This is a genomic window from Flavobacterium sp. RSSB_23 (assembly GCF_051547145.1).
GTDB lineage: Bacteria > Bacteroidota > Bacteroidia > Flavobacteriales > Flavobacteriaceae > Flavobacterium.
In genome coordinates this window covers 23,296-47,751 of the sequence record NZ_JBPTTO010000003.1, presented here as the reverse complement: position 1 = coordinate 47,751, position 24,456 = coordinate 23,296, and the positions used below count along the sequence as shown (strand labels likewise).

At 36.0% G+C, this 24,456-nt stretch carries 23 protein-coding genes and 1 tRNA gene; 16 read left to right on the top strand and 8 right to left on the bottom strand.

Translation table 11 applies throughout. The features are described from left to right. Positions 1 to 102 precede the first annotated feature (102 nt). Together ACSVH9_RS06940 and ACSVH9_RS06935 are read left to right on the top strand one after the other, a co-directional pair. Positions 103 to 176: transfer RNA gene (locus tag ACSVH9_RS06940), tRNA-Arg, on the top strand. 62 nt (positions 177 to 238) lie between these two features. After that, positions 239 to 808: a pentapeptide repeat-containing protein gene (locus ACSVH9_RS06935; RefSeq protein ID WP_438063079.1), complete on the top strand. Its 570-nt coding sequence runs from the start codon at positions 239 to 241 to the stop codon at positions 806 to 808. Here the strand turns inward: ACSVH9_RS06935 and ACSVH9_RS06930 are convergent. The 6 genes from ACSVH9_RS06930 to glyA all read right to left on the bottom strand — a co-directional run bounded on the left by ACSVH9_RS06930 (position 805) and on the right by glyA (position 6,501). Further along, positions 805 to 1,485, bottom strand: a complete 681-nt coding sequence (locus ACSVH9_RS06930; RefSeq protein ID WP_438063078.1) for an ABC transporter ATP-binding protein — start codon at positions 1,483 to 1,485, stop codon at positions 805 to 807. The two genes, ACSVH9_RS06935 and ACSVH9_RS06930, sit on opposite strands and share 4 nt — an antisense overlap. 1 nt (position 1,486) lies before the next feature. Continuing rightward, positions 1,487 to 2,743 (bottom strand): ABC transporter permease, encoded by a 1,257-nt coding sequence (locus tag ACSVH9_RS06925; protein WP_438063077.1) that lies wholly within the window; start codon positions 2,741 to 2,743, stop codon positions 1,487 to 1,489. Further along, on the bottom strand, positions 2,743 to 3,837 hold the full coding sequence (locus ACSVH9_RS06920; protein ID WP_438063076.1) for an efflux RND transporter periplasmic adaptor subunit: 1,095 nt from the start codon (positions 3,835 to 3,837) through the stop codon (positions 2,743 to 2,745). The genes ACSVH9_RS06925 and ACSVH9_RS06920 overlap by 1 nt, the downstream gene beginning before the upstream one ends. A gap of 101 nt (positions 3,838 to 3,938) precedes the next feature. Next, positions 3,939 to 4,436 carry an N-acetyltransferase family protein gene (locus ACSVH9_RS06915; RefSeq protein WP_438063075.1) on the bottom strand — a complete coding sequence of 166 codons (498 nt, stop codon included), beginning with the start codon at positions 4,434 to 4,436 and terminating at the stop codon, positions 3,939 to 3,941. Positions 4,437 to 4,487: 51 nt separating this feature from the next. Further along, complete coding sequence (locus ACSVH9_RS06910; protein ID WP_438063074.1) at positions 4,488 to 5,081, bottom strand: tRNA-(ms[2]io[6]A)-hydroxylase; 594 nt, start codon at positions 5,079 to 5,081, stop codon at positions 4,488 to 4,490. A gap of 145 nt (positions 5,082 to 5,226) precedes the next feature. After that, a complete protein-coding gene (glyA, locus tag ACSVH9_RS06905; RefSeq protein ID WP_159684938.1) occupies positions 5,227 to 6,501 on the bottom strand; it encodes a serine hydroxymethyltransferase in 1,275 nt (424 codons plus the stop codon). 107 nt (positions 6,502 to 6,608) lie between these two features. Between glyA and fahA the strand changes: the two genes are divergently transcribed. The 14 genes from fahA to ACSVH9_RS06835 all read left to right on the top strand — a co-directional run bounded on the left by fahA (position 6,609) and on the right by ACSVH9_RS06835 (position 22,887). Next, positions 6,609 to 7,892 carry a fumarylacetoacetase gene (fahA, locus tag ACSVH9_RS06900; protein WP_438063073.1) on the top strand — a complete coding sequence of 428 codons (1,284 nt, stop codon included), beginning with the start codon at positions 6,609 to 6,611 and terminating at the stop codon, positions 7,890 to 7,892. Between the two features lie 122 nt (positions 7,893 to 8,014). Further along, positions 8,015 to 9,196 carry a hypothetical protein gene (locus ACSVH9_RS06895; protein ID WP_438063072.1) on the top strand — a complete coding sequence of 394 codons (1,182 nt, stop codon included), beginning with the start codon at positions 8,015 to 8,017 and terminating at the stop codon, positions 9,194 to 9,196. A 492-nt stretch (positions 9,197 to 9,688) separates the two neighbouring features. Beyond that, a complete protein-coding gene (locus tag ACSVH9_RS06890; RefSeq protein ID WP_438063071.1) occupies positions 9,689 to 10,306 on the top strand; it encodes a GNAT family N-acetyltransferase in 618 nt (205 codons plus the stop codon). 58 nt (positions 10,307 to 10,364) lie between these two features. Further along, positions 10,365 to 11,564: an argininosuccinate synthase gene (locus tag ACSVH9_RS06885; RefSeq protein WP_438063070.1), complete on the top strand. Its 1,200-nt coding sequence runs from the start codon at positions 10,365 to 10,367 to the stop codon at positions 11,562 to 11,564. A gap of 218 nt (positions 11,565 to 11,782) precedes the next feature. Beyond that, complete coding sequence (gene argC, locus ACSVH9_RS06880) at positions 11,783 to 12,760, top strand: N-acetyl-gamma-glutamyl-phosphate reductase (protein ID WP_438063069.1); 978 nt, start codon at positions 11,783 to 11,785, stop codon at positions 12,758 to 12,760. Between the two features lie 83 nt (positions 12,761 to 12,843). Continuing rightward, positions 12,844 to 13,980 (top strand): aspartate aminotransferase family protein, encoded by a 1,137-nt coding sequence (locus ACSVH9_RS06875; protein ID WP_438063068.1) that lies wholly within the window; start codon positions 12,844 to 12,846, stop codon positions 13,978 to 13,980. A 140-nt stretch (positions 13,981 to 14,120) separates the two neighbouring features. Next, a complete protein-coding gene (locus ACSVH9_RS06870) occupies positions 14,121 to 15,317 on the top strand; it encodes a glutamate-5-semialdehyde dehydrogenase (protein WP_438063067.1) in 1,197 nt (398 codons plus the stop codon). 101 nt (positions 15,318 to 15,418) lie between these two features. After that, positions 15,419 to 16,180 carry a glutamate 5-kinase gene (proB, locus tag ACSVH9_RS06865; protein WP_024980771.1) on the top strand — a complete coding sequence of 254 codons (762 nt, stop codon included), beginning with the start codon at positions 15,419 to 15,421 and terminating at the stop codon, positions 16,178 to 16,180. 64 nt (positions 16,181 to 16,244) lie between these two features. Next, positions 16,245 to 17,219 carry an N-acetylornithine carbamoyltransferase gene (locus tag ACSVH9_RS06860; protein ID WP_438063066.1) on the top strand — a complete coding sequence of 325 codons (975 nt, stop codon included), beginning with the start codon at positions 16,245 to 16,247 and terminating at the stop codon, positions 17,217 to 17,219. Between the two features lie 9 nt (positions 17,220 to 17,228). After that, entirely contained in the window at positions 17,229 to 18,005 is a 777-nt protein-coding gene (argB, locus tag ACSVH9_RS06855) for an acetylglutamate kinase (RefSeq protein ID WP_438063065.1), read from the top strand. A 54-nt stretch (positions 18,006 to 18,059) separates the two neighbouring features. Next, positions 18,060 to 19,130: a M20 family metallo-hydrolase gene (locus ACSVH9_RS06850; protein WP_438063064.1), complete on the top strand. Its 1,071-nt coding sequence runs from the start codon at positions 18,060 to 18,062 to the stop codon at positions 19,128 to 19,130. Positions 19,131 to 19,289: 159 nt separating this feature from the next. Continuing rightward, complete coding sequence (gene argH, locus ACSVH9_RS06845) at positions 19,290 to 20,570, top strand: argininosuccinate lyase (protein ID WP_438063063.1); 1,281 nt, start codon at positions 19,290 to 19,292, stop codon at positions 20,568 to 20,570. 147 nt (positions 20,571 to 20,717) lie between these two features. After that, entirely contained in the window at positions 20,718 to 21,719 is a 1,002-nt protein-coding gene (locus tag ACSVH9_RS06840) for a DUF2157 domain-containing protein (RefSeq protein ID WP_438063062.1), read from the top strand. 1 nt (position 21,720) lies between these two features. Next, a complete protein-coding gene (locus ACSVH9_RS06835) occupies positions 21,721 to 22,887 on the top strand; it encodes a hypothetical protein (RefSeq protein WP_438063061.1) in 1,167 nt (388 codons plus the stop codon). Positions 22,888 to 23,057: 170 nt separating this feature from the next. Here ACSVH9_RS06835 and ACSVH9_RS06830 read toward each other — a convergent pair whose 3' ends face one another. Next, positions 23,058 to 23,480, bottom strand: a complete 423-nt coding sequence (locus ACSVH9_RS06830) for a hypothetical protein (RefSeq protein WP_438063060.1) — start codon at positions 23,478 to 23,480, stop codon at positions 23,058 to 23,060. 73 nt (positions 23,481 to 23,553) lie between these two features. Further along, entirely contained in the window at positions 23,554 to 24,426 is an 873-nt protein-coding gene (gene sucD, locus ACSVH9_RS06825; protein WP_438063059.1) for a succinate--CoA ligase subunit alpha, read from the bottom strand. Between the last annotated feature and the right edge of the window lie 30 nt (positions 24,427 to 24,456).

Sequence of the window (24,456 nt, the reverse complement as noted above, 5' to 3'; positions counted from 1 at the left end):
TTTATACAATTTTACTCTTGCAAGTTACACATTTATTCCTATATTTGCACCCGCAATAAGGCACTAGTACTTTTTTAAAAAGTCGTCTTAAAAAGTAAAAAAGGCCTCGTGGCGCAACTGAATAGCGCATCTGATTACGGCTCAGAAGGTTACTGGTTTGAATCCAGTCGAGGTCACTAAAAAAACGCAATTATCACTTGATAATTGCGTTTTTTGCTTTAAAACACTTCCTTTGTGCATGCCAAACTACAATCTAGACCAACATTACCAAAAAATCATCTACAGCAGAGACGAATTGAACCATAATGAATTCGAGTGTTGTACTTTTGAAAATTGTGATTTTACGGCTTGTAATTTTATGGATGTTACCTTTATTGATTGTGTTTTTACAAAGTGTAATTTTAATGGAGCACACATCAATCACGTGGCGTTACGAACCGTTACTTTTGATCATTGTCAAATCAGAGAGGTTAATTTTGCAATGTGCAATAAATTAATTTTTGAAGTACATTTTCAAAATTGTGTATTAGACTTTTCAAAGTTTTATACTTTAAAACTAAAAGGAACCACTTTTATGAATTGTAGTTTAATTGCGGTAGATTTTATGGCAACTGACTTAACCGAAAGTATTTTTGATAATTGCGACTTGTACCGCGCCGAATTTGACAAAGCTATTGCCAACAAAGCGAATTTCAAAACAAGCTATAATTATACTATAGACCCTTCCAAGACCAAACTCAAAAAGGCAACTTTCAGTCTCAACGAAGTAAAAGGCTTACTTTTTAAACACGAAATTCTAGTAGATTAACTTTTTATGATTCGACCGTCTTGCATGGTTATTGTTCTATCTGAACGCTCTGCAAAATCATTATCATGCGTTACAATTAATAGCGTCTGTTTCTGCTCATGGGTCAATTGCTTAAAAATATCAAACACTAAGTCGCTGTTTTTTTTATCTAAATTTCCTGTAGGTTCATCTCCCATAATGATTAAAGGATCATTGATTAACGCTCTCGCTATAGCTACCCTTTGTTTTTGTCCACCGCTCAATTGATTCGGCAACTTCAAAGCGTGTTCGTGCATGTCTAATGTTTTCAGATGCTCCATTGCACGATGCTCAATTTCCTTTTCAGAAAACTTAGCCAATTTCAAACCCGGAAGCATTACGTTCTTCAGCACATTATATTCATTGAGCAAATAATGAAATTGAAAAACAAAGCCGATTTTTTCATTGCGAATCAAAGCCAATTCTTTATCTGATTTTCCCGTAATCAATTCATTATTCACAAACAATTGACCATCATAATCTGTATCCATAGTCGAGAGCAAATACAACAACGTTGATTTTCCACAGCCTGATTTACCTACAATCGAAACAAACTCGCCATGATTGATACTCATATCGATTTCCTTCAATACTTGAAATTTTACAGGATCATAAAAATATTTACTCAATCCGATAGTTTGCAGTACTTTATTTTCCATTTTATTTTCCTCTAATAATTTCTACTGGATCTACTTTGCTGGCTTTTAAAGCAGGAAACAAACCTGCAATAGTCGTGGTGAACAACGCAAATACAATTCCGATGATATAATACAAAATATTGAAATTAATTGGATACGTTTTGACCGTTGGTAAAGCCGCAGTTTCAAAAGGAATCACATCAATAATTGAAGTAAAAATAAAGCTAAAAATGAGACCAAAAATACCTCCAGCCAAACCAATAATTATTGATAACGAAACAAAAATCCACTTGACGTCATTTCCTGAAAAGCCAGTCGCTTTCAAAATAGCAATACTGTCCATTTTCTCGTAAATCATCATGTTTAGAATATTGTAAATTCCAAAACCTGCCACTATCAACAATACAATTCCAACCGCATAGGAAATTATTGTTCGCACAGAACTTCCGGTCTCAAATTGTGAATTGGCCGTTTGATAATCGATAGTATCCAATTGATACGTTGCTTGCAATTCTTTGGCTACAAGAGGTGCCGAAGTCATGTCAAACAATTTAATCTGAATATCCGTAATGTAATTTGTGGCTTCCCCCAACATTTTTTGAGCCGTATCTAAAGAAGTATAAGACATTGTATCGTCTATTTCTGCAATACCAATTTGAGAAATCCCGACTACTTTTAAGGTTGCCAAATTCCCTTTGGATGTGGTGACTTTGATTCGGTCTCCAACAATCAATAGCATTTTATCCGCCAATCCTTTACCAATGATAATGCTATTGTTTTGCACCAAATCGGTTATCTTTCCTTCGATGATATAATCGCTGGTTTGAAACAATTTTTCTTCTGCTAAAACATCTATTCCATTCACCACTCCAGAAATCTCAATAGTTCCCGAATTAAAAAAAACAGGAGCCACTACCTTTGGAGCCACATCAATGATTCGTTTGTCTTCTTTAAGAGCTTTGATAATTGGAATTCCGTTATATATTGATTTCCCTCTATCTTTAGGCTTGACCGAACGGATAAAATTGGTAGTATTTTTATAGCGATTTGATAAATCAATGGGTTGATTAGCCGTAGGTTTTATTTCGTTATACAAGCGAACATGAGGTGTTCTATTTAGCATCAATCCATCTAATAAATCATTGAGTCCGTTCATAAAACTAACCAATGAAATAAACATAGCGATACTAAAGGTAACCCCAATTGCTGCCACAATGGTTTGTTTTAAGCGGGCACGCAACAAATGCAAAGCGATGTTTAAGATAAGCTTGTAGTTCATTAGTTCGGTTTATAAAGCGTTTCATTGGCTTGCAATCCTTCTAAAATCTCAACTTTTTTGTAATCACTTAAACCGACTTTTACTTTTCGTTTTTCATCTTTATTTACCAAAACATAAGTACCTTCTATTAAATACTCTTTCGGAATAGTGAGTGCGTTTTTTTTGGTTTGAATAACGATATTTGCTTCTGCTGTTAAATTAGGATACAACTTGGGAGGAGCTTTTGCAAACTGAGCTTCTATCTTGAAAGTTCTCGAACGCTCATCCATTATGGGATAAATTTTTGAAACTACTGCATCAAAAACAGTTCCTTTATAGCTATCCATAGTAACAACGATATTTTGTCCCAACACCACTCGAACCATATCGTTTTCATCGACATCCAATTCAAGAATAAAAGTATTACTTTTCCCAATCGTAGCAATCGGTGTTTGGGGTGTCACCAAGGTTCCTTCTTTAACAGGCAAGTCGAACAATTGACCGTCAAATTCACTTTTTACAGCAAAATCACTTTGACTTTTTTGGCTAATTTTTAAATTGATTGCATTCTTACTTTGGTCATTTTGTAGTTGGCTTTTGAATTGAGCCAATTGTTTCTGAGCCATTTCAAAATTACTTTTCGAGCTTTTGTAGGTTTGCGCTACTCTATCAAAATCAACTTGGGAAATTCCTTCATACTGTAATGCTTTTTGATTCCTGTGATAAATAGATTCATCCAAAAGTAGTTTGTCTTTCGCTGCCAAAACTTTCAACTCTAATTCGGCAATTTTATCTTGAATGTAACGACTATCTTTTTTGCTCAATTCATACGCCAATAAAGCGTTTTGAGTATTCAAATCGGCTTTGTCGCTATCTAACTCAAACAATAATTGACCTTTGCTGATTTTTTGACCAACTACCACTTTTGTTTTTTTCAAAATCCCACTTACAGTAGGATAAACAATGTATTGGTCCTTGGCTTTTATTACGCCAGATGCATAAACGCTTTCAGTAATATCGCTTATGGTAGGTTGAATTTCTTGAGATTCTTTTTTGGAACAATTTATTAGAAATATCGAAAAAAAAGATACTACTACAACTACTTGTGAACGCATGGCATTTTATTTATTATGAAGAAAGTTACCTCATAAATATACGCTTTTTCAACTTAGCATTTTGATATAAAACAAAAAACAAATCAGCGACAAGATTCCTTCTATATTGGTCGTTCCATCACATAATCTTCCATCAAGTAGCCATGTTCTAACTCGATGTTTACCTCACTAATGATAGAAAAACCCATTCTTTCATAAAAAGCAATCGCTTTATTAAAGCGATTGACATTCAAACACAAGGTAAGAGAACCTTGCTTTCTCGCTTCAGTGGCGATATAATCTATAAGTACTTTACCTACTCCTTTACCTTGGGCGGAAGGAAGTATATAAATTTTATGAATCTTGGTTTGTTTTTGATGGTCGTAATTCCATTCAAAAGAAGCAAAACCTAAGGTTTGATTTCCTTCATTTGCCAAAACAAAATGATGTCCTCTTTGTGACACACTTTCCTTTAATGCTGTATCATTATAAAAGGCACCCAACATATAATCTAACTGAGATTTTGACAAAATTTCACCATAAGCTATTGGCCATGTTTCGTAGGCAATAGAACGAATCGTAGCAAAATCCGTTTCGGATGCTGGGAGAACTGTAATCATAAAAGGAGTAAATTGGAATTAGACTTAAAAATGGCTGCTATTATTTAAAAATCAACCATGAATGGTTTCATTCTTTCCATAATTTGAGATGACAGATTCTTCAAAAGCCAACCATTCTCTCCAACGTTTCTCAACATCAATACCTACTCCGTATTTACGAGCATAGGTTATAAAAGTAGTATAATGTCCTGCCTCACTTTCCATTAAATCTCTATAAAAAGAAGCTAATTCTTCGTCTTTAATATTTTCTGAAAGCACTTTAAATCGTTCACAGCTTCTTGCTTCAATCATGGCAGAAAACAATAATCGCTCCACTAAACCAGAAACGCGACTACCATCTATGCTTTTTTTCATATAAGCATACAATTCATTAACATAATCATCTTTGCGTTCTCTCCCAAGTTTTAATCCTCTTTTAATGATAATGTTATGGACTTGCTCAAAGTGGTCGATTTCCTCTTTGGCTAATGCCAATAAATCTTGCACTAAATCTTGATGTTCAGAGTTATTCGTTATAATCGTAATAGCATTTGTAGCCGCTTTTTGTTCACACCAAGCGTGGTCAGTTAAGATTTCTTCAATATTTTTCTCAACAATATTTACCCATCTCGGGTCTGTTGGCAATTGTAAACGCAGTACTCCCATTATTTCATTATTTAAAAATTTAAAAAAATGTTTAAAGTTGTCTTAAAAATGAAAAAAGTTTAAAGTTCAAATTCTTTGTGACAACGCAATGTTAGCACAAACCTTCAAACTTTAAACCTTTAACAATTTATACTTTTAAACCTATTTAGAAAACGAAAATTGCTCTTTCGCTCATCATTTCATTTACTTCGGCTGCTACTTCTTCAATAACATCCTCATTTGTATGATTCATTAATACTTTATCAATCATAGCAACAATAGTTTCCATATCCTCTTCAACTAAACCACGAGTTGTAATAGCTGCAGTACCTACACGGATACCTGAAGTTACAAAAGGAGATTTATCATCAAATGGAACCATGTTTTTATTTACTGTAATTTCAGCTTTCACTAAAGCATTTTCTGCATCTTTACCAGAAATATTTTTATTTCTTAAGTCAATCAACATCATGTGATTGTCTGTTCCTCCAGAAATGATTTCGTATCCTCTAGCTACAAATGCCTCAGCCATAGCTTTAGCATTTTTTTGTAATTGCATAGCATAAGTAAAGAATTCATCTTGTAAAGCTTCGCCAAATGCAACTGCTTTAGCAGCAATAATATGCATTAATGGTCCACCTTGATTACCAGGAAAAACAGCTAAATCCAATAAAGATGACATCATACGAATTTCACCTTTTGGAGTTTTGTGTCCCCAAGGGTTTTCAAAATCTTTACCCATCATAATCAAACCACCACGTGGTCCACGAAGTGTTTTATGAGTAGTAGTTGTTACAATATGACAATGTGGAATTGGGTCGCTCAATAATCCTTTTGCAATAAGTCCTGCAGGATGAGAAATATCAGCCATCAAAATTGCACCAACACTATCCGCAATTTGTCTGAAACGAGCAAAATCCATATCACGAGAATAAGCAGATGCTCCAGCGATGATTAATTTAGGCTGCTCTTTAGTAGCGATTTCTTGAATTTTATCGTAATTCAAACGACCAGTTTCCTTATCTACACCATAAAAAACAGGATTGTACAAACGTCCTGAAAAATTAACTGGAGAACCATGCGTTAAATGCCCACCATGAGACAAATCAAAACCTAGAATCGTATCGCCTGGTTTTAAACATGCATGATAAACAGCTGTATTTGCTTGAGAACCTGAGTGAGGCTGAACGTTAGCATACTCAGCACCAAATAAAGCTTTTGCTCTATCAATAGCAATTTGCTCAACTACATCTACTACTTCACAACCTCCGTAGTATCTTTTACCAGGATAGCCTTCAGCATATTTATTAGTTAAAACAGAACCCGCTGCTTCTAATACTTCATCACTTACGAAGTTTTCTGAAGCGATTAGCTCTAATCCGTGTATCTGTCTCTCTTGTTCTTCAAGAATAAGGTCAAAAATTTGTTCGTCGCGTTGCATTTCTTTGTTTTTCGTTAATATGGTGCAAAAATACAAAAAAACGTTTGGTTAGTACTTAGATTATAATATATTTGATGTGGAATTTTCAACAATATAATTAACACATTATGCCAATAACAGCAAATAATCCAAATAGAAAGTCATGGTTAGACGTTCCTGTTGACAGTGATTTTCCCATTCAAAACATCCCTTTTGGTGTTTTTCTTACCAAAGAGAATATAGTAACGGTAGGAACGCGAATTGGTGATTACGCGATTGACCTTGGAGCATTACAACAACTCAATTATTTTGAAGGTATCGAATTAACTGACGATATGTTCATGCAAGATACACTTAATGATTTCATATCTGACGGAAAAAAAACATGGAGGTTAGTAAGAAACAGAATTGCTGATATTTTTGACGAAACCAATCCAAAATTGCGTGACAATGACAAACATAAAGAAGTTGTTGTTTTCAAAATTTCAGAAGTAGAAATGCAACTCCCTGTGCTAATCGGCGATTATACAGATTTCTATTCTAGCAAAGAACACGCAACTAATGTTGGGAAAATGTTCCGCGACCCAGAAAATGCACTATTGCCTAACTGGCTTCATATTCCTGTAGGTTATCACGGAAGAAGTTCTACCATAATTCCTTCTGGAATACCCGTTCACCGTCCGATGGGGCAAACCTTACCTAATGGAGAAACAACTCCAGTTTTTGGTCCTTCTCGACTAGTTGATTTTGAACTAGAAACAGCATTCATTACAACTGACGTAAACATTATGGGAGAAAATATTCCTGTTTATGAAGCTGAGGACTATATTTTTGGTATGGTTTTATTAAACGATTGGAGCGCTAGAGATATTCAAAAATGGGAATATGTTCCTCTTGGACCTTTCTTGGCTAAGAATTTTGCATCCTCTATTTCACCTTGGATTGTAACGCTTGATGCTTTAGAACCTTTTAGAACCAAAGGACCAAAACAAAATCCTGCACCATTACCCTACCTACAATTAAAAGGCAAACACGCTTTCGATATCAATCTTGAAGTAGCAATTACACCTAAAAATGGTGTTGAAAACGTAGTTTCTCATACCAATTTCAAATATATGTATTGGACGATGAGCCAACAATTAGCACATCATACTTCAAACGGTTGCCGAATCAATTCAGGTGATATGATGGGGTCAGGAACTATCTCTGGACCAACTCCAGATAGTTTTGGGTCGATGCTTGAATTGACTTGGGGAGGAAAAAATCCTATTCAAATGAATGATGGAAGTGAGAGAAAATTCATTAATGACTATGATACTGTTACCATTAAAGGCTACAGTAAAAACAATGAGGTTCGAATTGGTTTCGGAGAAGTTACAAGTCAATTATTACCACCATTTGTAAGACAATAGAAAAAAATAAAACCCTAAAAATAAAATCCGACAAATTGAATTGTCGGATTTTTTTTGGCACTATATTTGGCATCTCCAAAAAGAGCCAAAATCAAATCGTAACCCCAGAAATTACATTAAATATGAAGAAAACTACTCTTATCCTATTCCTCCTTTTTATTATTAGTGGTTGTGGAGTAAAGCAAACCCAACAATTAGTTAGCACCGGAAATTATGATGAAGCCATTAACAACGCTTTGGCTAACCTAAGAACCAACAAAGACAAAAAGGGAAAACAAGACTACGTTTACCTACTCGAAGAAGCCTTTGCAAAAGCTAAAGAAAGAGATTTGAACAACATTCAAATGTTAAATATTGAATCCAATCCCAATCAAATCGAAAAATTGTACAATTATTATGTGCAGCTACACGACCGCCAAGAAAAGATAAAACCAGTACTTCCTTTGTTTTTAATTAAAGAAGGACGCAATGCTATTTTCCCTTTTGAAAATTACAACAGCCAAATCGTTTCAACTAAAGCTGCGCTAGCCGAATACTTATACACAAAGGCGCTTCAATTGATGAAAACCAATACTAAAGTAAATTTCAGAAACGCTTTTGAAGAATTGACATATCTCAATAAAATTAGTCCTAACTATAAAGAAGTAAATCGATTACTAGACGAAGCTAAATTCAAAGGAACCGATTTTGTTTTGGTAAAAACCAAAAACGAAACCAATATGATAATTCCTGCACGTTTGCAAACCGATTTGTTGGACTTTAGTACGTATCGCTTGAATAATCCTTGGATTGTATATCACAATGCGCCTGAAAAAGGAACCAAATACGACTTTTCTATGATGATTTTGTTTAGAAACATTTTGGTTTCGCCAGAACAAATCAAAGAGCGCGAATTCATCAAAGAACGCGATATCAAAGACGGTTACAAAAAAGTAGTTGATGCTAATGGTAAAGTAGTGTTAGACGAAAAAGGCAAAGAGGTCTTGGTCGACAACTTCAAAAAAGTAACGGTTCAAATCTATGAATACCGTCAATTAAAAACGTGTCAAGTAACGGCTAAAGTAGAATTTGTTACCACAAAAGCCAATCAATTGCTTCAATCCTACCCTGTTACTAGCGAATTTGTTTTTGAAAATATTTATGCCACCTACAAAGGAGACCGAAGAGCTTCTGATGAAAGCTATTATTCTAACTTTGACCGTAGAGCTGTTCCATTTCCTACTACAGAGCAAATGGTGTATGATACAGGAGAAGATTTAAAGTCAAAAATCAAAGATATTATGAATTCTAACCGATTCGAATAAGAAAAGTAGCTTTTCAAAAAACAATTCTTCCCCGTACTACCATAAAAAAAGTGATTTTGACTTTCAAAGTCACTTTTTTTGCTTTAAAAAATAAATTTTGTCGAAATTTAACAATTTTAAGTAAAATTTGATTTTTTATAAAATTTTATATCGTAAATTTGCAGCGATGAAAAATACAAGTTTACATATAACTTCTATCTACCGGATAAATTTACTTCCTGCTTCTCCCGAAGTGCGGATGCTATGCCTATAGTTTCCAAAAAAGTATTTTCTATATTTTATCCTTTTTCATTTTACCATTTTGAAATCAAATCCATTTTTTAATGGAGTTTCAAATCTGACTGAAACTCAATATAATCTTATAAGTAACTACATTTCAATTATTTACAATAAAATATTTGGAAAAAATGTGGTACTTTTAATAGCTCATTGACTATGATTGCTTTAAAAAAAAGAACCAAACGATTTTTAACCTCTAAATCGAATTCCGAAATGAATATTTCTATAGTAGTAGCACAAAAAGAGCACTATGCATTTGCTGCAGAAATTTGTGATACAATTGAAACCTCGGCCTTACAAAGAGGAACGGGAATAGCTAAAAGAACCCCAGAATACATCCAAAAGAAAATGGAAACCGAAAACGCGGTTATCGCCATAATCGATGGAAAATTCGCCGGTTTTTGTTATATCGAATCTTGGCAACACGGACAATTCGTAGCCCATTCAGGTTTGATAGTTCACCCAGACTTTAGAAATTTAGGATTAGCCAAAAAAATCAAAACTTTCGTTTTTGAGTATTCCCAACAAAAATACCCAGAAGCCAAAGTTTTCGGTATCACCACTGGATTAGCGGTAATGAAAATCAATTCCGATTTAGGATACAAACCCGTTCCTTTTTCTCAATTGACTACCGACCCAACTTTCTGGAAAGGTTGCCAAACGTGCACCAATTTTGAAATTCTAAAAAGCAAAGACTACAAAATGTGTTTGTGCACCGGAATGCTGTATGACCCAAAAGAAAAACAAAAAAATCCACCGAAACACCCATTCAATGTCCGGATTTGGAATCGTTTAAAAGAAATCAAACAAGCCCTTTTCTTAAAAAAATAATAGTTCAAAAAATAAAAAAACAACGTTTTGTCAGACACAAAACATCAAAAGATATACAATGGAAAATAAAAAAGTAGTATTAGCCTATAGCGGAGGATTAGACACTTCCTATTGTTTAAAATATTTAAAAAACGAAAAAGGATTCGAAGTACATACCGTATTAATTAACACGGGTGGATTTGATGATGCCGAGTTAAAAGCCATCGAAGACAGAGCCTACGAATTAGGAAGCGCCAAACACGCCAACCTTACTATTCTAGACAAATATTACGACAAAGCCATCAAATACTTGATTTATGGCAATGTCCTAAAAAACAACACCTATCCGCTATCCGTGAGTGCTGAGCGTGTTTTTCAAGCCATCGAAGCCATAAAATACGCCAAATCTGTTGGAGCAACAGCCATTGCACACGGAAGCACTGGTGCAGGAAATGACCAAATTCGTTTTGATTTAATTTTCCAAACCATCGCTCCCGAAATCGAAATCATCACCCCTATTCGTGATTTAAAACTTTCTCGTCAGGAAGAAGTAGATTATTTAGCCAAAAACGGCGTGCATTATTCTTGGGAAAAAGCACAATACTCTATCAACAAAGGACTTTGGGGAACCAGTGTGGGCGGAAAAGAAACCTTAACATCAGGGCAACCGTTACCAAGCGAAGCCTACCCTTCGCAATTGCAAAAAGAAGGAGAAGAGAAAGTAACTTTAGAATTCCAAAAAGGGGAATTGGTTGCTATAAATGGTAAAACCGACAAGCCTTCGAATAATATTGTAGCCTTAGAAAAACTGGCAAGCGCTTACGCCATCGGAAGAGACATTCACGTGGGCGACACCATTATAGGTATCAAAGGAAGAGTTGGTTTTGAAGCCGCAGCCCCATTAATCATCATCAAAGCGCACCATTTGTTAGAAAAACATACGCTCGGCAAATGGCAGCAATACTGGAAAGAACAACTGGGCAACTGGTACGGGATGCTATTCCACGAAGGGCAATTTTTAGACCCAGTGATGCGCAACATCGAAACGTTCTTAGAAGACACGCAAAAAACAGTCAACGGAACCGTAACGGTCTCTTTAAAACCATATCATTTCAGCTTAGACGGCATCGAATCACCAAACGATTTAATGAACACCGGCTTCGGTCAATACGGCGAAATGAACAATGCTTGGACGTCTGACGATGCCAAAGGATTCATCAAAATTCTTGGCAATGCCCAAAACATATTTTCATCTGTGAATCAAGAAACTTACGAATAGTATAATTACTGATTAGGAGCGAAAGTTCAGGCATTTTTGGAGACATTAGTTCCCGCTATCCGTTGTAATCTTTGTAGGCTGAACCCCAGCCCACAAAGGATTTCCACTACTATCGGGGCTAAAAGAGAAAAAACGGGAACTTTTGAATAACAAACTTACATTTTAAAAACAAACCCTTAGCGCTTTGGCGTCTTTGCGGTGAAACAAAATAAAAAATTATGATTAATGTTGGAATTATTGGCGGTTCGGGTTATACGGCTGGCGAACTCATCAGAATCTTGATGTTTCATCCCAACGCCAATCTCGACTTTGTGTACAGCACTACCAATGCGGGCAAACCACTTTCGGTAGCGCATCAAGATGTGTTGGGCGATATCGAAATGAACTTTACAGATACCATCAACCCCAATGTAAACGTTGTTTTTCTGTGTTTAGGTCACGGCAAATCCAAAGCCTTTTTATCCGAAAACACATTTGCCAGCCACACCAAAATCATTGATTTAGGCAATGATTTCAGGTTAGAAAAAGACGCAATTTTTGAGGGCAAAAAATTCATATATGGATTACCAGAACTGAATAAAAAAGCCATCAAAAACGGACAATTCATTGCCAATCCCGGTTGTTTTGCCACCGCGATTCAATTGGCTTTATTGCCTTTGGCGGAAGCCAAATTACTCAACAGCGATGTGCACATCAATGCCACAACGGGAAGTACTGGAGCTGGAGTGAGTCTTTCTGAAACCTCACATTTTAGTTGGAGAAACAACAATATGTCGCATTACAAAGCTTTTGAACACCAACATTTGGGAGAAATTGGCGAAAGTTTGCACCAATTACAGGAAGATTTCAAAAACGAATTGCTTTTTATTCCTAATCGAGGTGATTTTCCAAGAGGAATTTTTGCCACCTTGTACACCCATTGTGAGGAAAGCTTAGAAGATGTCGTAGCCAAATATGAAGCCTTTTACAAAAGCGAACCATTTGTAACTGTAACCACAACCAACATCAATCTAAAACAAGTCGTTCAAACCAATAAATGCATCATTAGTTTGATGAAAAAAGGCAACCGCATTTTGATTACTTCGGTTATTGATAACTTAGTGAAAGGCGCCTCAGGTCAAGCCATTCAAAATATGAACTTGCTCTTTGGTCTCGACGAAAGTACCGGATTGCATTTGAAACCAAGTGGATTTTAAAAAAATTTGTTTCAAGTTTAAAAGTTTAAAGTTGCTCGTGTAACCTTAAACCATAAACTTTAAACCATAAACAAAAAACAACAATGAACCTATTCGACGTTTACCCATTATACAACATCACGCCTGTAAAAGCAGTAGACTGCACCATTACGGATGAAAACGGTGTGGAATATTTAGATTTATACAGCGGTCACGGAGTCATCTCTATCGGTCACACACAACCGCATTATGTGGCGAAAGTAAAAGAACAATTGGGTGCTATTGGATTTTATTCTAACGCCATCCAAAATCCATTACAAGTGGAATTAGCCCAAAAACTAGGTGAATTATCAGGCTATGATGATTACGCTTTGTTTTTGTGCAGCTCTGGAGCCGAAGCCAATGAAAACGCACTAAAACTAGCCTCTTTCCACAACGGAAAATCGAGAGTGATTGCTTTCGATAACTCCTTTCACGGAAGAACATCGGCAGCAGTGGCGGTAACAGACAACAAAAAAATTGTAGCGCCCATTAATGCGCAACAAGTAGTTACTTTTTTACCACTAAACCAAATTGATTTGGTAGAAACCGAATTACAAAAAGGCGATGTGTGCACCGTTATTATTGAAGGCATTCAAGGTGTGGGCGGTTTAGATGAAGGCACTACTGAATTTTTCCAAGCCTTAGAAAAACTGTGCAAACAATACGAAGCGGTTTTGATTCTAGACGAAGTACAATCGGGTTATGGAAGAAGCGGGAAGTTTTTTGCACATCAGTACCATAACATCAAAGCGGATATTATTTGTTTGGCCAAAGGAATGGGGAACGGTTTCCCGATTGGAGGTATTTTGATTGCACCACATTTTAAAGCGAGTTATGGCTTGCTAGGCACCACTTTTGGCGGAAGTCATTTGGCTTGTGCCGCTGGAATTGCCGTTTTGGATGTAATCAAGAGCGAGAAGTTAATGGACAATGTAAATGCCGTTAGCGAGTACTTTATGAAAGCCATCCAACAAGTGCCTGAAATCATCAAAGTTAAAGGAAAAGGATTGATGTTGGGCGTTGAATTTGATTTTGACGTGAGCGCCTTACGCAAGAAAATGATTGTGGAAAAACATATTTTCACAGGAAGTGCCAATAATAAAAACTTATTGAGAATTTTACCGCCACTGACCATTACCACAGCTGCAATTGATACCTTTATCGTTGCCTTGAAAGAGTCGTTGGCTGAATTGAAATAAGAAACTGCGTGAGTATTCCTTGCCAGTCCCCTGCGTGAGAGATAGTCCCGATTTTTTCATCGGGAAGCGGGAAACCCGACCTACTGAGCCTATCGAAGTATCGGGAGGGGCACGCCCAAAAAATTAACTAACCAAAAACTATGAATACACTACTAACCATCGAAAAGAGAAACGCCGTTTTAACCACGATGGCGGCTTTGCTAGCGCAGGAACGAACGGCGTTGAAAAGTAGTAACCAACAAGATTTAGCCAATTATTCCGGAGAAGATTTGGCAATGGAAAAACGTTTGTTGGTCGATGATGCCAAAATTGACGGTATGATTTTGTCCTTGCAACAATTGGCCAGTCAAGAAGACCCGGTGGGGAAAATTCGCTTCGAATTTGTTCACGATAATGGCCTTAAAATTTATAATAAGACTGCTGCATTTGGCACTATTTTAATTATTTATGAGTCTCGACCTGATGTAACAGTTGAAGCTGGTGGTATTGCTTTCAAATCTGGAAACAAAATCCTTTTGAAAGGTGGCAAAGAATCATTATTATCGAATCAAAAGATTGTAAGTCTTTGGCATCAAGCCTTAGAAAGCAATGGTGTAGCAACGGATTGGGTAGGATACCTGAATTATGATAGAGCACAAACCCAAGCTTTTTTGGAAAAACCAACTCAAAAAGTCGATTTGATTGTGCCACGTGGTGGTGAAAAACTAATTGAATTCACCAAAAAACACGCTACTTGTCCGGTGATTGTAAGTGGACGCGGTAATAATTTTGTGTACGTAAACGCCGATGCCGACTTGAACAAAGCAATGGCAGTTATTATTAATGCAAAAACCTCAAATATATCTGTTTGCAACGCTTTAGATAAAGTATTGATTGATGTTAATTTACCGAATTGGGAAGTCTTTGCTAACCAATTAATTCGTGCTTTGCAGGAACGAAAAGTGACTGTTTTGGGAGATGCCACAATTGCCAAAGCAACTCAAATTTCCCAAATTGATTCAGACGAGATTTGGTATGAAGAATTTTTGGATTACAAGATTGTAATTGGCTCTGTTTCTTCTAATCAAGAAGCAATAGCTAAAATCAATAAATATTGCGGAGGTCACTCAGCTGCTATCATCACCGAAAGTGAAACTACAGCCCAAGAATTTATGGATAACGTTGATGCTTCATCCGTTTATCATAATGCTTCGACTCGTTTTACCGATGGAGGCCAATTTGGTTTAGGCGGAGAATTAGCCATCAGCACAGACAAATTACACCAACGCGGCCCAATTGGTTTACAACATTTGGTCACCAATAAATGGTATATTTACGGAGAAGGACAAGTCAGATAAGATGGCAGAATTGAGATTATAGATTTTAGACGAAAGATTTGCGAACGTTGCGTTTTAATCGTTCCAATTATAAAAAATTTGCGCCCTTTGCGGTTAAAAAGATGACAAAAAAAAGAATATTATTAAAATTAGGCAGCAATACCTTAACCAAGGAAACCAATCATATCTCGAGAGGAAAGATTGAGGATATTGGAATGCAAATTGCCGCCTTACAAGACCAATACGAATTCATTATTGTGAGTTCTGGGGCGATTGCCGCTGCCAAACAGTTTGTTAAGCTAGACAATAATGACCAAGAAGTCTTTGTAAAACAAGCCTTGGCATCTATTGGGCAACCCCATTTGATGCGTATTTATCACGAAAATTTCAGCGATTTAGGATTGCATATTTCACAATGCCTACTCTCCTACTCTGATTTTGAGAAAGAACAATCCAAAGTCAATATCGTGAATACCATCAATGTTTTGGTTAAAAACAATTACATTCCCATCATCAATGAAAATGACACGGTAGCCACGGACGAAATCAAGTTTGGCGACAACGATAAATTAGCCGCTTTAGCAGCCGTATTGTTAGATGTAGATATTTTGATTATTGCTACAAATACCAATGGCATTTACACCAAAGCGTCTATCAACGATGCACTTCCATCAACGATTGAACTAGTAACCGATTTGTCTTTGTTAGAAAAAGAAATTGGCGATAAAAAGTCGTCTCACGGAACTGGAGGAATGCAATCTAAAATAGAATCGGCAGCAATTGCCAAAAAAGCCAATATTGAGACTTGGATTGTGAATGGACTAGAAGATGATTTTATGCGGAAAGCACTGCGGAATGAAATCCCTTTCACTAAAATTATTTAACTTAGAGCCACTAAAAATCACAAACTACAAATCCGCTTATTCAGCATTCTAATAAGATAAAGCCATGAATTACACCTCAATAAAAGAAATCGATTCCCTAAAGAAATGGGTTAAACAAGCCCTTAAAATAAAGAAAGACCCTCTAAAAAATCAAAGATTGGGTAAAGACAAAACATTGGTTATGCTCTTTTTCAATCCAAGTTTGAGAACGCGTTTGAGTACTCAAAAAGCAGCCATCAATCTAGGAATGAATGTTATGGTGATGAACTTTGGTGCTGAAGGTTGGACTTTGGAGTTCGAAGACGGCACAATTATGAATCAAGGTGCCTCAGAACACATCAAAGAAGCCGCCGAAGTCGTTTCACAATATTGCGATATTATTGCCATCAGAGCTTTTGCGGGACTAACGGATAAAGAAAAAGATAATGCAGAAACGGTGTTGAATGGTTTTGTAAAATACGCCACTGTGCCTATTGTCAATATGGAAAGCGCAACAGGTCATCCGCTACAATCCTTAGCCGATGCGATTACAATGGCCGAATTCAAAACCAAACACAAACCCAAAGTAGTATTGACTTGGGCGCCTCATCCAAAAGCATTACCTCAGGCTGTGGCCAATTCGTTTGTTGAAATGATGCAACTGCAAAGAGATATGGATTTTGTAATTACACATCCAGAAGGGTATGAATTGAATCCTGAAATCACCAAGGATTCGGTAATAGAATACAATCAAAACAAAGCTTTTGAAAATGCTGATTTTATTTATGCCAAAAACTGGAGCAATTACAACGACTACGGAAAAGTGACGAATACCGATGAAAATTGGACCGTTACGGCTAAGAAAATGAAGTTGACCAACAATGCCAAATTTATGCATTGCCTTCCGGTGCGTCGCAATGTGATTGTAGCCGATGAAGTGATTGATAGCGAAAACTCTATTGTGATTCAGCAAGCTCATAACAGAACCTATTCGGCACAATTGGTTTTACAAAAAATACTGAAAAGATTACCTAATAAATCCAAAAGTTTAGAGTATTAATTCAAAAGAATGGAACAACTAACAATAGTAAAAATCGGTGGTAATATTATTGATAATCCAGCCGAACTAGAACAGTTTATTGCCGATTTTTCAAAAATTGAAGGATATAAAGTGTTGGTGCACGGCGGAGGAAAATCAGCTACCAAAATGGCGAAAAGTATTGGTTTAGTCCCCCAAATGATAGATGGAAGACGCATCACCGACCAGCCTATGCTAGACATAGTGGTGATGATTTATGCGGGAGAAATCAACAAAAATATCGTAGCACAATTACACGCAAATGGAACTAATGCTATGGGCTTTTCGGGTGCCGATGGCAATTTGATTCAGTCCACAAAAAGAAATCATCCAACGATTGATTACGGTTTTGTGGGTGATGTACAAAAAGTAAACACCTCTTTGTTAGAAACATTGCTAAAAAACGAGATAACACCCGTTTTTTGTGCTATTACACACGACAAACAAGGACAATTATTAAATACGAATGCTGATACGATTGCTAGTGAATTGGCCATTGCATTGTCGGAAGTTTTTGAAGTAACTTTGACGTATTGCTTCGAAAAATCGGGAGTTTTGTATGATGCAGAAGACGACACTTCTGTTATTGAAAACATCAATAAAGAACTGTATGACCAATTAAAAACAGAAGGCGCCATACATTCAGGAATGATTCCAAAACTCGACAATTGCTTTAACAGCTTGTCCAAAGGCGTTCATAAAATAAAAATTGGACATCACAAACTATTGAAAGACAACAACGCACTTTGTACCAGTATAACATTATAGATTACTAACAACGCTTTCAGAATTCAGAACTCTGAAAGGGTTAAATTAAAAATTTTGAAAACCATTACAACCCTTACACAAGAAGCCATCGCCTTACTAAAAGCATTGATTGCGACTCCTTCCTTTTCTAGTGAAGAGGAACAAACAGCGATTTTAATTGAACAATGGTTTCAACAAAATAACATTCCCTTTGAGCGGGAAAACAATAATATTTGGGCGTACAACCAACATTTTGATGCGGCTAAACCCACTCTTTTACTCAACTCTCATCACGATACAGTAAAACCCAACCAAGGCTATACCAATAATCCTTTTGAACCTATCGAAAAAGACGGGAAGTTATTTGGTCTCGGCAGTAACGATGCTGGAGGTTGTTTAGTGGCTTTATTGGCCACTTTTGTTCATTTTTATGCTCAAGAAAATTTGCCTTACAATTTGGTTATAGTCGCTTCTGCAGAAGAAGAAAGCAGTGGCAAAAACGGATTGAATAGCGTACTAAAACATTTACCAGAAATTGATTGTGCCATTGTGGGTGAACCTACCTTAATGCAACTCGCCATTGCCGAAAAAGGACTTTTGGTTTTGGATGTAGTCGTAAAAGGAACCGCAAGCCACGCAGCGCATCATAATCCTGACAATCCTATTTACAATGCGATGTCCATCATCAGTTGGTTTAACAGTTACCAATTCGAAAAAATATCAGAAGTTTTAGGACCTGTAAAAATGACGGTAACCCAAATCAACGCAGGAAAACAACACAACGTAGTACCTGCTGAATGCCATTTAGTAGTCGATATTCGAGTAAATGATTGTTATAGCAATGCAGAAATATTAGACACCGTTCGTCAACAAGTGAAGGCTGAGATTACACCGCGTTCTATGCATCTCAATGCTTCTTCTATTCCTCTTTCACACGGATTAGTACAAGCAGGAATCGCGTTAGGCCGCACCACCTATGGCTCTCCTACGCTTTCGGACCAATCGGTGTTGAGTTGCCAGTCGTTAAAACTTGGTCCAGGAGAAACACTGCGGTCACACTCGGCAGATGAATTTATCTACATCAATGAAATCGAAGAAGGAATTGAATTGTACATTAAAATATTGACAGATTTTTTTAGGAGCTAATCCCGCTATCCGTTACAATCTTTTATGGCGAACCCCGCCATAAAAGGATTTTCACTACTATCGGGGCTAGGAATAAAATAAAACGAGAAATTAAATCTAATAAAGACACTTTGCGAAACTCTGTTCTCCTTTGTAGTGCTTTGTGAAAAATAAAAAAATATGAAACTCTGGGAAAAAGGAATACCAACCGACAAAAAAATCGAACATTTTACGGTAGGAAATGACCGTGAATTGGATTTGGTTTTGGCCAAATACGATGCTTTAGGCTCTATCGCTCACGCTAAAATGTTGGCTCAAATAGGATTATTGGATGCTACAGAGGCTGATGATTTAGTTTTAGCCTTACAAGAGATAATTACAGCTATCGAAAAAGGAGATTTCGAAATCGAAGACAGTTTTGAAGACGTACATTCCAAAATCGAGTATTTATTGACAGAAAAACTAGGCGACGCTGGTAAAAAAATACACACGGCACGTTCTCGAAACGACCAAGTGTTGGTGGATGTCAATTTGTATTTGAAAGACGTTGTTATAGCACTCAAAGAGCAAGTAAAAACGCTATTCGATTTGTTGATGGAATCCGCTGAACAATATCAAAATGTACTGTTACCTGGCTATACGCATTTACAAATTGCTATGCCATCATCCTTTGGTATGTGGTTTTCTGCTTACGCCGAAACCTTGATAGATGATATCACGATGTTGAATGCCGCTCTGAAAGTGGTAAATCAAAATCCATTAGGTTCCGCCGCTGGTTATGGCAGCTCCTTCCCTATTAACCGAACCTTTACTACTCAGGAACTAGGTTTCGCTACTTTAAAATTCAATTCCGTGGCAGCACAAATGAGCCGTGGAAAATCCGAAAAAACAGTCGCTTTTGCTATGAGTAGCGTGGCTGCAACTTTGGCAAAATTCTCTATGGACGTTTGTTTATATATGAGCCAAAACTTTGATTTTATTAGTTTGCCAGCACATCTAACCACTGGTTCAAGCATTATGCCTCATAAAAAAAACCCCGATGTTTTTGAACTAATCCGTGGAAAATGCAATAAAATTCAAGCCTTACCTTATGAAATCACTTTAATCACTAATAACCTTCCTAGTGGCTATCACCGTGAATTTCAATTATTGAAAGAAGGATTATTTCCCGCTATCCAAAATCTAAAAGCCTGCTTGGATATTGCCATTTTTTCTATTAAAGACATCAAGGTAAAAGACAATATTCTAGCCGACCCAAAATACAATTACCTATTTACCGTAGATACCCTAAACGAAATGGTAGTAGCAGGAATGCCTTTTAGAGACGCCTACAAAGCGGTGGCAGAACAATTAGAAAATGGCAGGTACCAATCACCAAAAGCCACCCAACACACCCACGAAGGAAGTATTAATAATTTGTGTTTGAAAGAGATTAAAGAGAAAATGCAAAACGCATTTTAAAAAAAACATGCTAATAGCTAAAGCCGTTCTACCATCTGTTAGAACGGCTTTTTTTTGGGCTCTTTGTAAAATAAAAGAAGAATAAGAATACTTTTAATGTGACTTCAAAACAAATATCTTATTTTTGATTATGCCAGAATCCAAATTATGAAAACAAATACTTACAAGAGTAAAATCGCTGCTACATTGCAAGAAAAAGGTTTTATGACCAATAAACAACTAGGTGCCATTGAAGAATATCAAAAACTTGGCATTTTTTCTTTGCATACTGAATTAAGACTTCTGCTTTATTTATCAGTGCTTCTTTTTACCTCAGGAGTTGGAATACTAATTTATCAAAACATTGACTCTATTGGTCACGATGTGATAATCATCTGTCTTTTTTTGCTAATTGCCGTTAGTCTTTATTTTTGTTTCAAAAAAGCAAAAGGATTTCATAAAGAAGAAGTTGTCTTTGATAATCCAATCTATGACTATTTAGTCTTACTCATTGCCATTCTAAGTTGTATTTTCATCGGATATTTACAATTTCAATATACGCTCTTTGGTGAAAATTATGGAATAGCAACGCTTGTCCCAACTATTATTAGCTTTTGTTATGCCTATTATTTTGATAACAAAAGTGTCCTTAGCATTGCAGTTTCCGGTCTCGCAGCTTGTATCGGTCTGACAGTAACTCCACAGAAAGTTCTTGATACCGAATTTTATTCTAATGACACGCTAGCATTTTCTGCCATAGGTTTAGGGTTATTGCTTATTTTATGGACCATTTACAGTTCAAAAATTAAATTGAAAATGCATTTTAATTTGATTTATCTGACTTTCGCTCTACATCTAATTTGTATTGCTACAATTAGCAAACTTTCAGAAAAAGAAGTTCCAATATGTTTTCTATTTGCCTTGCTTTTAGGAGGAGCTACTTATTATTTTTACAAAATGAGTAAAGAATATGATGCCATTTCACTTTTTGTATTCGCTTTACTTTACGGTTATGTAGGCTTCAATGTGCTTTTATTTAAAGTAATTGATGCTATTAATTTTAATGGATTATGGGAGCTTTTGATTTATTTGTTTCCTGCTTACTTCGTAGGCTCTATCTTTTTATTTATTCAATCGGTAAAAAAGTTTAAACAACAAAAAAACAAGTAAAATGAGAGCTTACGACGAAAATAAATTAACGAACATCGTTCTAATTGAAGAAACAGATACTTTTTTGAATGCTAATTTTATCACTCAAGAACAAGCGCATAGTATAAAGAACAATTTACCCGTTTTTAAGGCACAAAACAACCTACTCCTTCGCTTAGCTTTTTTCATCCTTGGAAGCCTGCTTTATGCTTCAATTTGTGGCACCATCTCAATCATTGGAGTACAAATTGGAGAATCCTATTTCCACTTTTGTTTTTACTTATTTGCAATTATAGGATGGGCTGCTGCTGAGTTTTTGGCTCGAGAAAACTACAAAAATTATGGTGTTGACGACGCTTTTATTTTAGGAAGTATTTTAAATCTTGCTATTGCTATTAGAATCAATTCAGAGACTTTTGAACTTCTAATTGCATTCTTTGTTTCAATTAGTGCCTTACTAATGTATAAAAGATTTATACACAACATATCCCTCCTAGTATTTTGCTTAGCAACAACAGCAACCTTATTCTATGCTTTGTTGGAAATAGGTACTATTGGCAAGACCATTTTACCTTTTGCAACCCTTATCTTTGCGGTTGTGTGCTACTTTTTTACTAAAAGAAAACTGACACAACTAAAAGAACTCTATTATCACAAAGGATTAGTAATCGCAAATAGTTTTTACCTCATCTTAGCCTACCTTTCTTGTAACTATTTTGTAGTTAGAGAACTCTCTTCTGAATTACTAGGCATAAATTTAAAACCAAATCAAGACATTCCATTTGCTCTTTTCTTTTACTTTTTTACAATAACAGTTCCGATTGTTTATATTATGACTGCATTAAAAACAAAAGATCGCTACTTACTATGGATTGGTGCTTTGTGTATAGGATTTTCCATTTTTACTATTCGCTATTACCACTCAATTCTACCAGTTGAAGTTGCTATGACTTTGGGCGGAATACTTCTTTTTACCATTTCTTATTTTTCAATTCAAAAATTAAAAGATAAAACAAGTGGAATCACATTTGAACTTGATCGACTAACTCAGAAAAAAGGTCTTAAAAGTACTGAAGCCCTAGTGGCTGTTACAGCTTTTGGCATAAAACCAGAAACCAAAATAGAGGAATCGCCTATGAAATTTGGAGGAGGTGATTATAGCGGTGGTGGCGCTTCTGGAAGTTTTTAAAGATGAACTTTGCAAAAAAAAAAACAACTTTATCTCATTCTAAAAACGGTGTTTAAAATATCATTCCATTAAGATATAAAAACAAAAAAAGAGTACATTGATGTACTCTTTTTTATTCATTATTACTTATTCGCCATAGCAAACAAAAAGTAATTATACAGTTAGATGTATTAGAAAGCTACATTCCATCTAGGAAGTTTTCCGTTTTCATCTAAAAAGTTTTGCAAAACTTGCCCTTCAACACTTGTTGGAATCCCTTTTACATCTGCGTTAAAAGTTTCGTACCAAACGACTTCAAGAGAAGAAATACCTTCTAATTTCATTTGAGCAGGCCAAGAATATTTTCTTCCTGTTTTAGCAAATTGATGCCCTTCAACAATTTTATCAGCCAAACCTCCATTTTTTATTTTGAGAGTACCATTGTTTTGAACGGTTCCTGTAGAACCCACCATAATTAGTTCTTTAGCTGTGGTCAAATCATAAACCAAGAATACTCCACAACCTTCAGATGCATTGCAAACTTGCTCTAAGCTATCCTCTGGAGAAAACAAAAAACTGTTGGTTACTTTAAACTTTTTTAATTCTTTATACATATCTTTTTATTTAAACAAAATGCCTCACAAAATCGTGAGGCATTTTGAGATTTATAATTTTGAAATCAGGAAATTATCCTAAAACTTCTTTTACTTTTTTACCAATTTCGGCTGGTGAATCAACAACGTGAATACCGTTATCTCTCATAATTTGTTTTTTGGCAGCAGCAGTATCATCAGATCCTCCAACAATTGCTCCAGCATGCCCCATCGTTCTACCAGCTGGTGCAGTTTCTCCAGCAATAAAACCTACAACTGGCTTACGGTTACCGTCTGCTTTAATCCATTTAGCAGCATCAGCCTCTAATTGGCCACCAATTTCACCAATCATAATGATAAGTTCAGTCTCTGGATCATTCATTAATAACTCAACTGCTTCTTTTGTAGTAGTTCCAATAATTGGATCTCCACCAATTCCAATAGCTGTAGTGATTCCTAATCCTTGTTTCACAACTTGGTCAGCTGCTTCATAGGTTAAAGTACCAGATTTAGAAACAATCCCAACTGTACCTTTTTTGAAAACAAAACCTGGCATAATTCCAACTTTAGCTTCTTCTGGAGTAATAACACCTGGACAGTTTGGTCCGATTAATCTAGCATTTCTTTCTTTTACATAAGCATTAGCTTTGATCATATCTGCTACAGGAATTCCTTCTGTAATTGCAATGATAACTTTAATACCAGCATCTGCAGCTTCCATAATAGCATCAGCAGCAAAAGCGGGTGGAACAAAAATAATTGTAGTATCGGCTCCTGCTTGCTCTACAGCATCTTTAACTGTATTGAAAACTGGCAAATCTAAGTGTGTAGACCCACCTTTTCCTGGAGTTACACCACCAACAACATTTGTTCCGTATTCTATCATTTGAGAAGCGTGGAAAGTTCCTTCGCTACCTGTGAATCCTTGAACAATAATTTTAGAATCTTTATTAACTAAAACACTCATGATATATTTTTTATGTAGTTTTTAAAATTG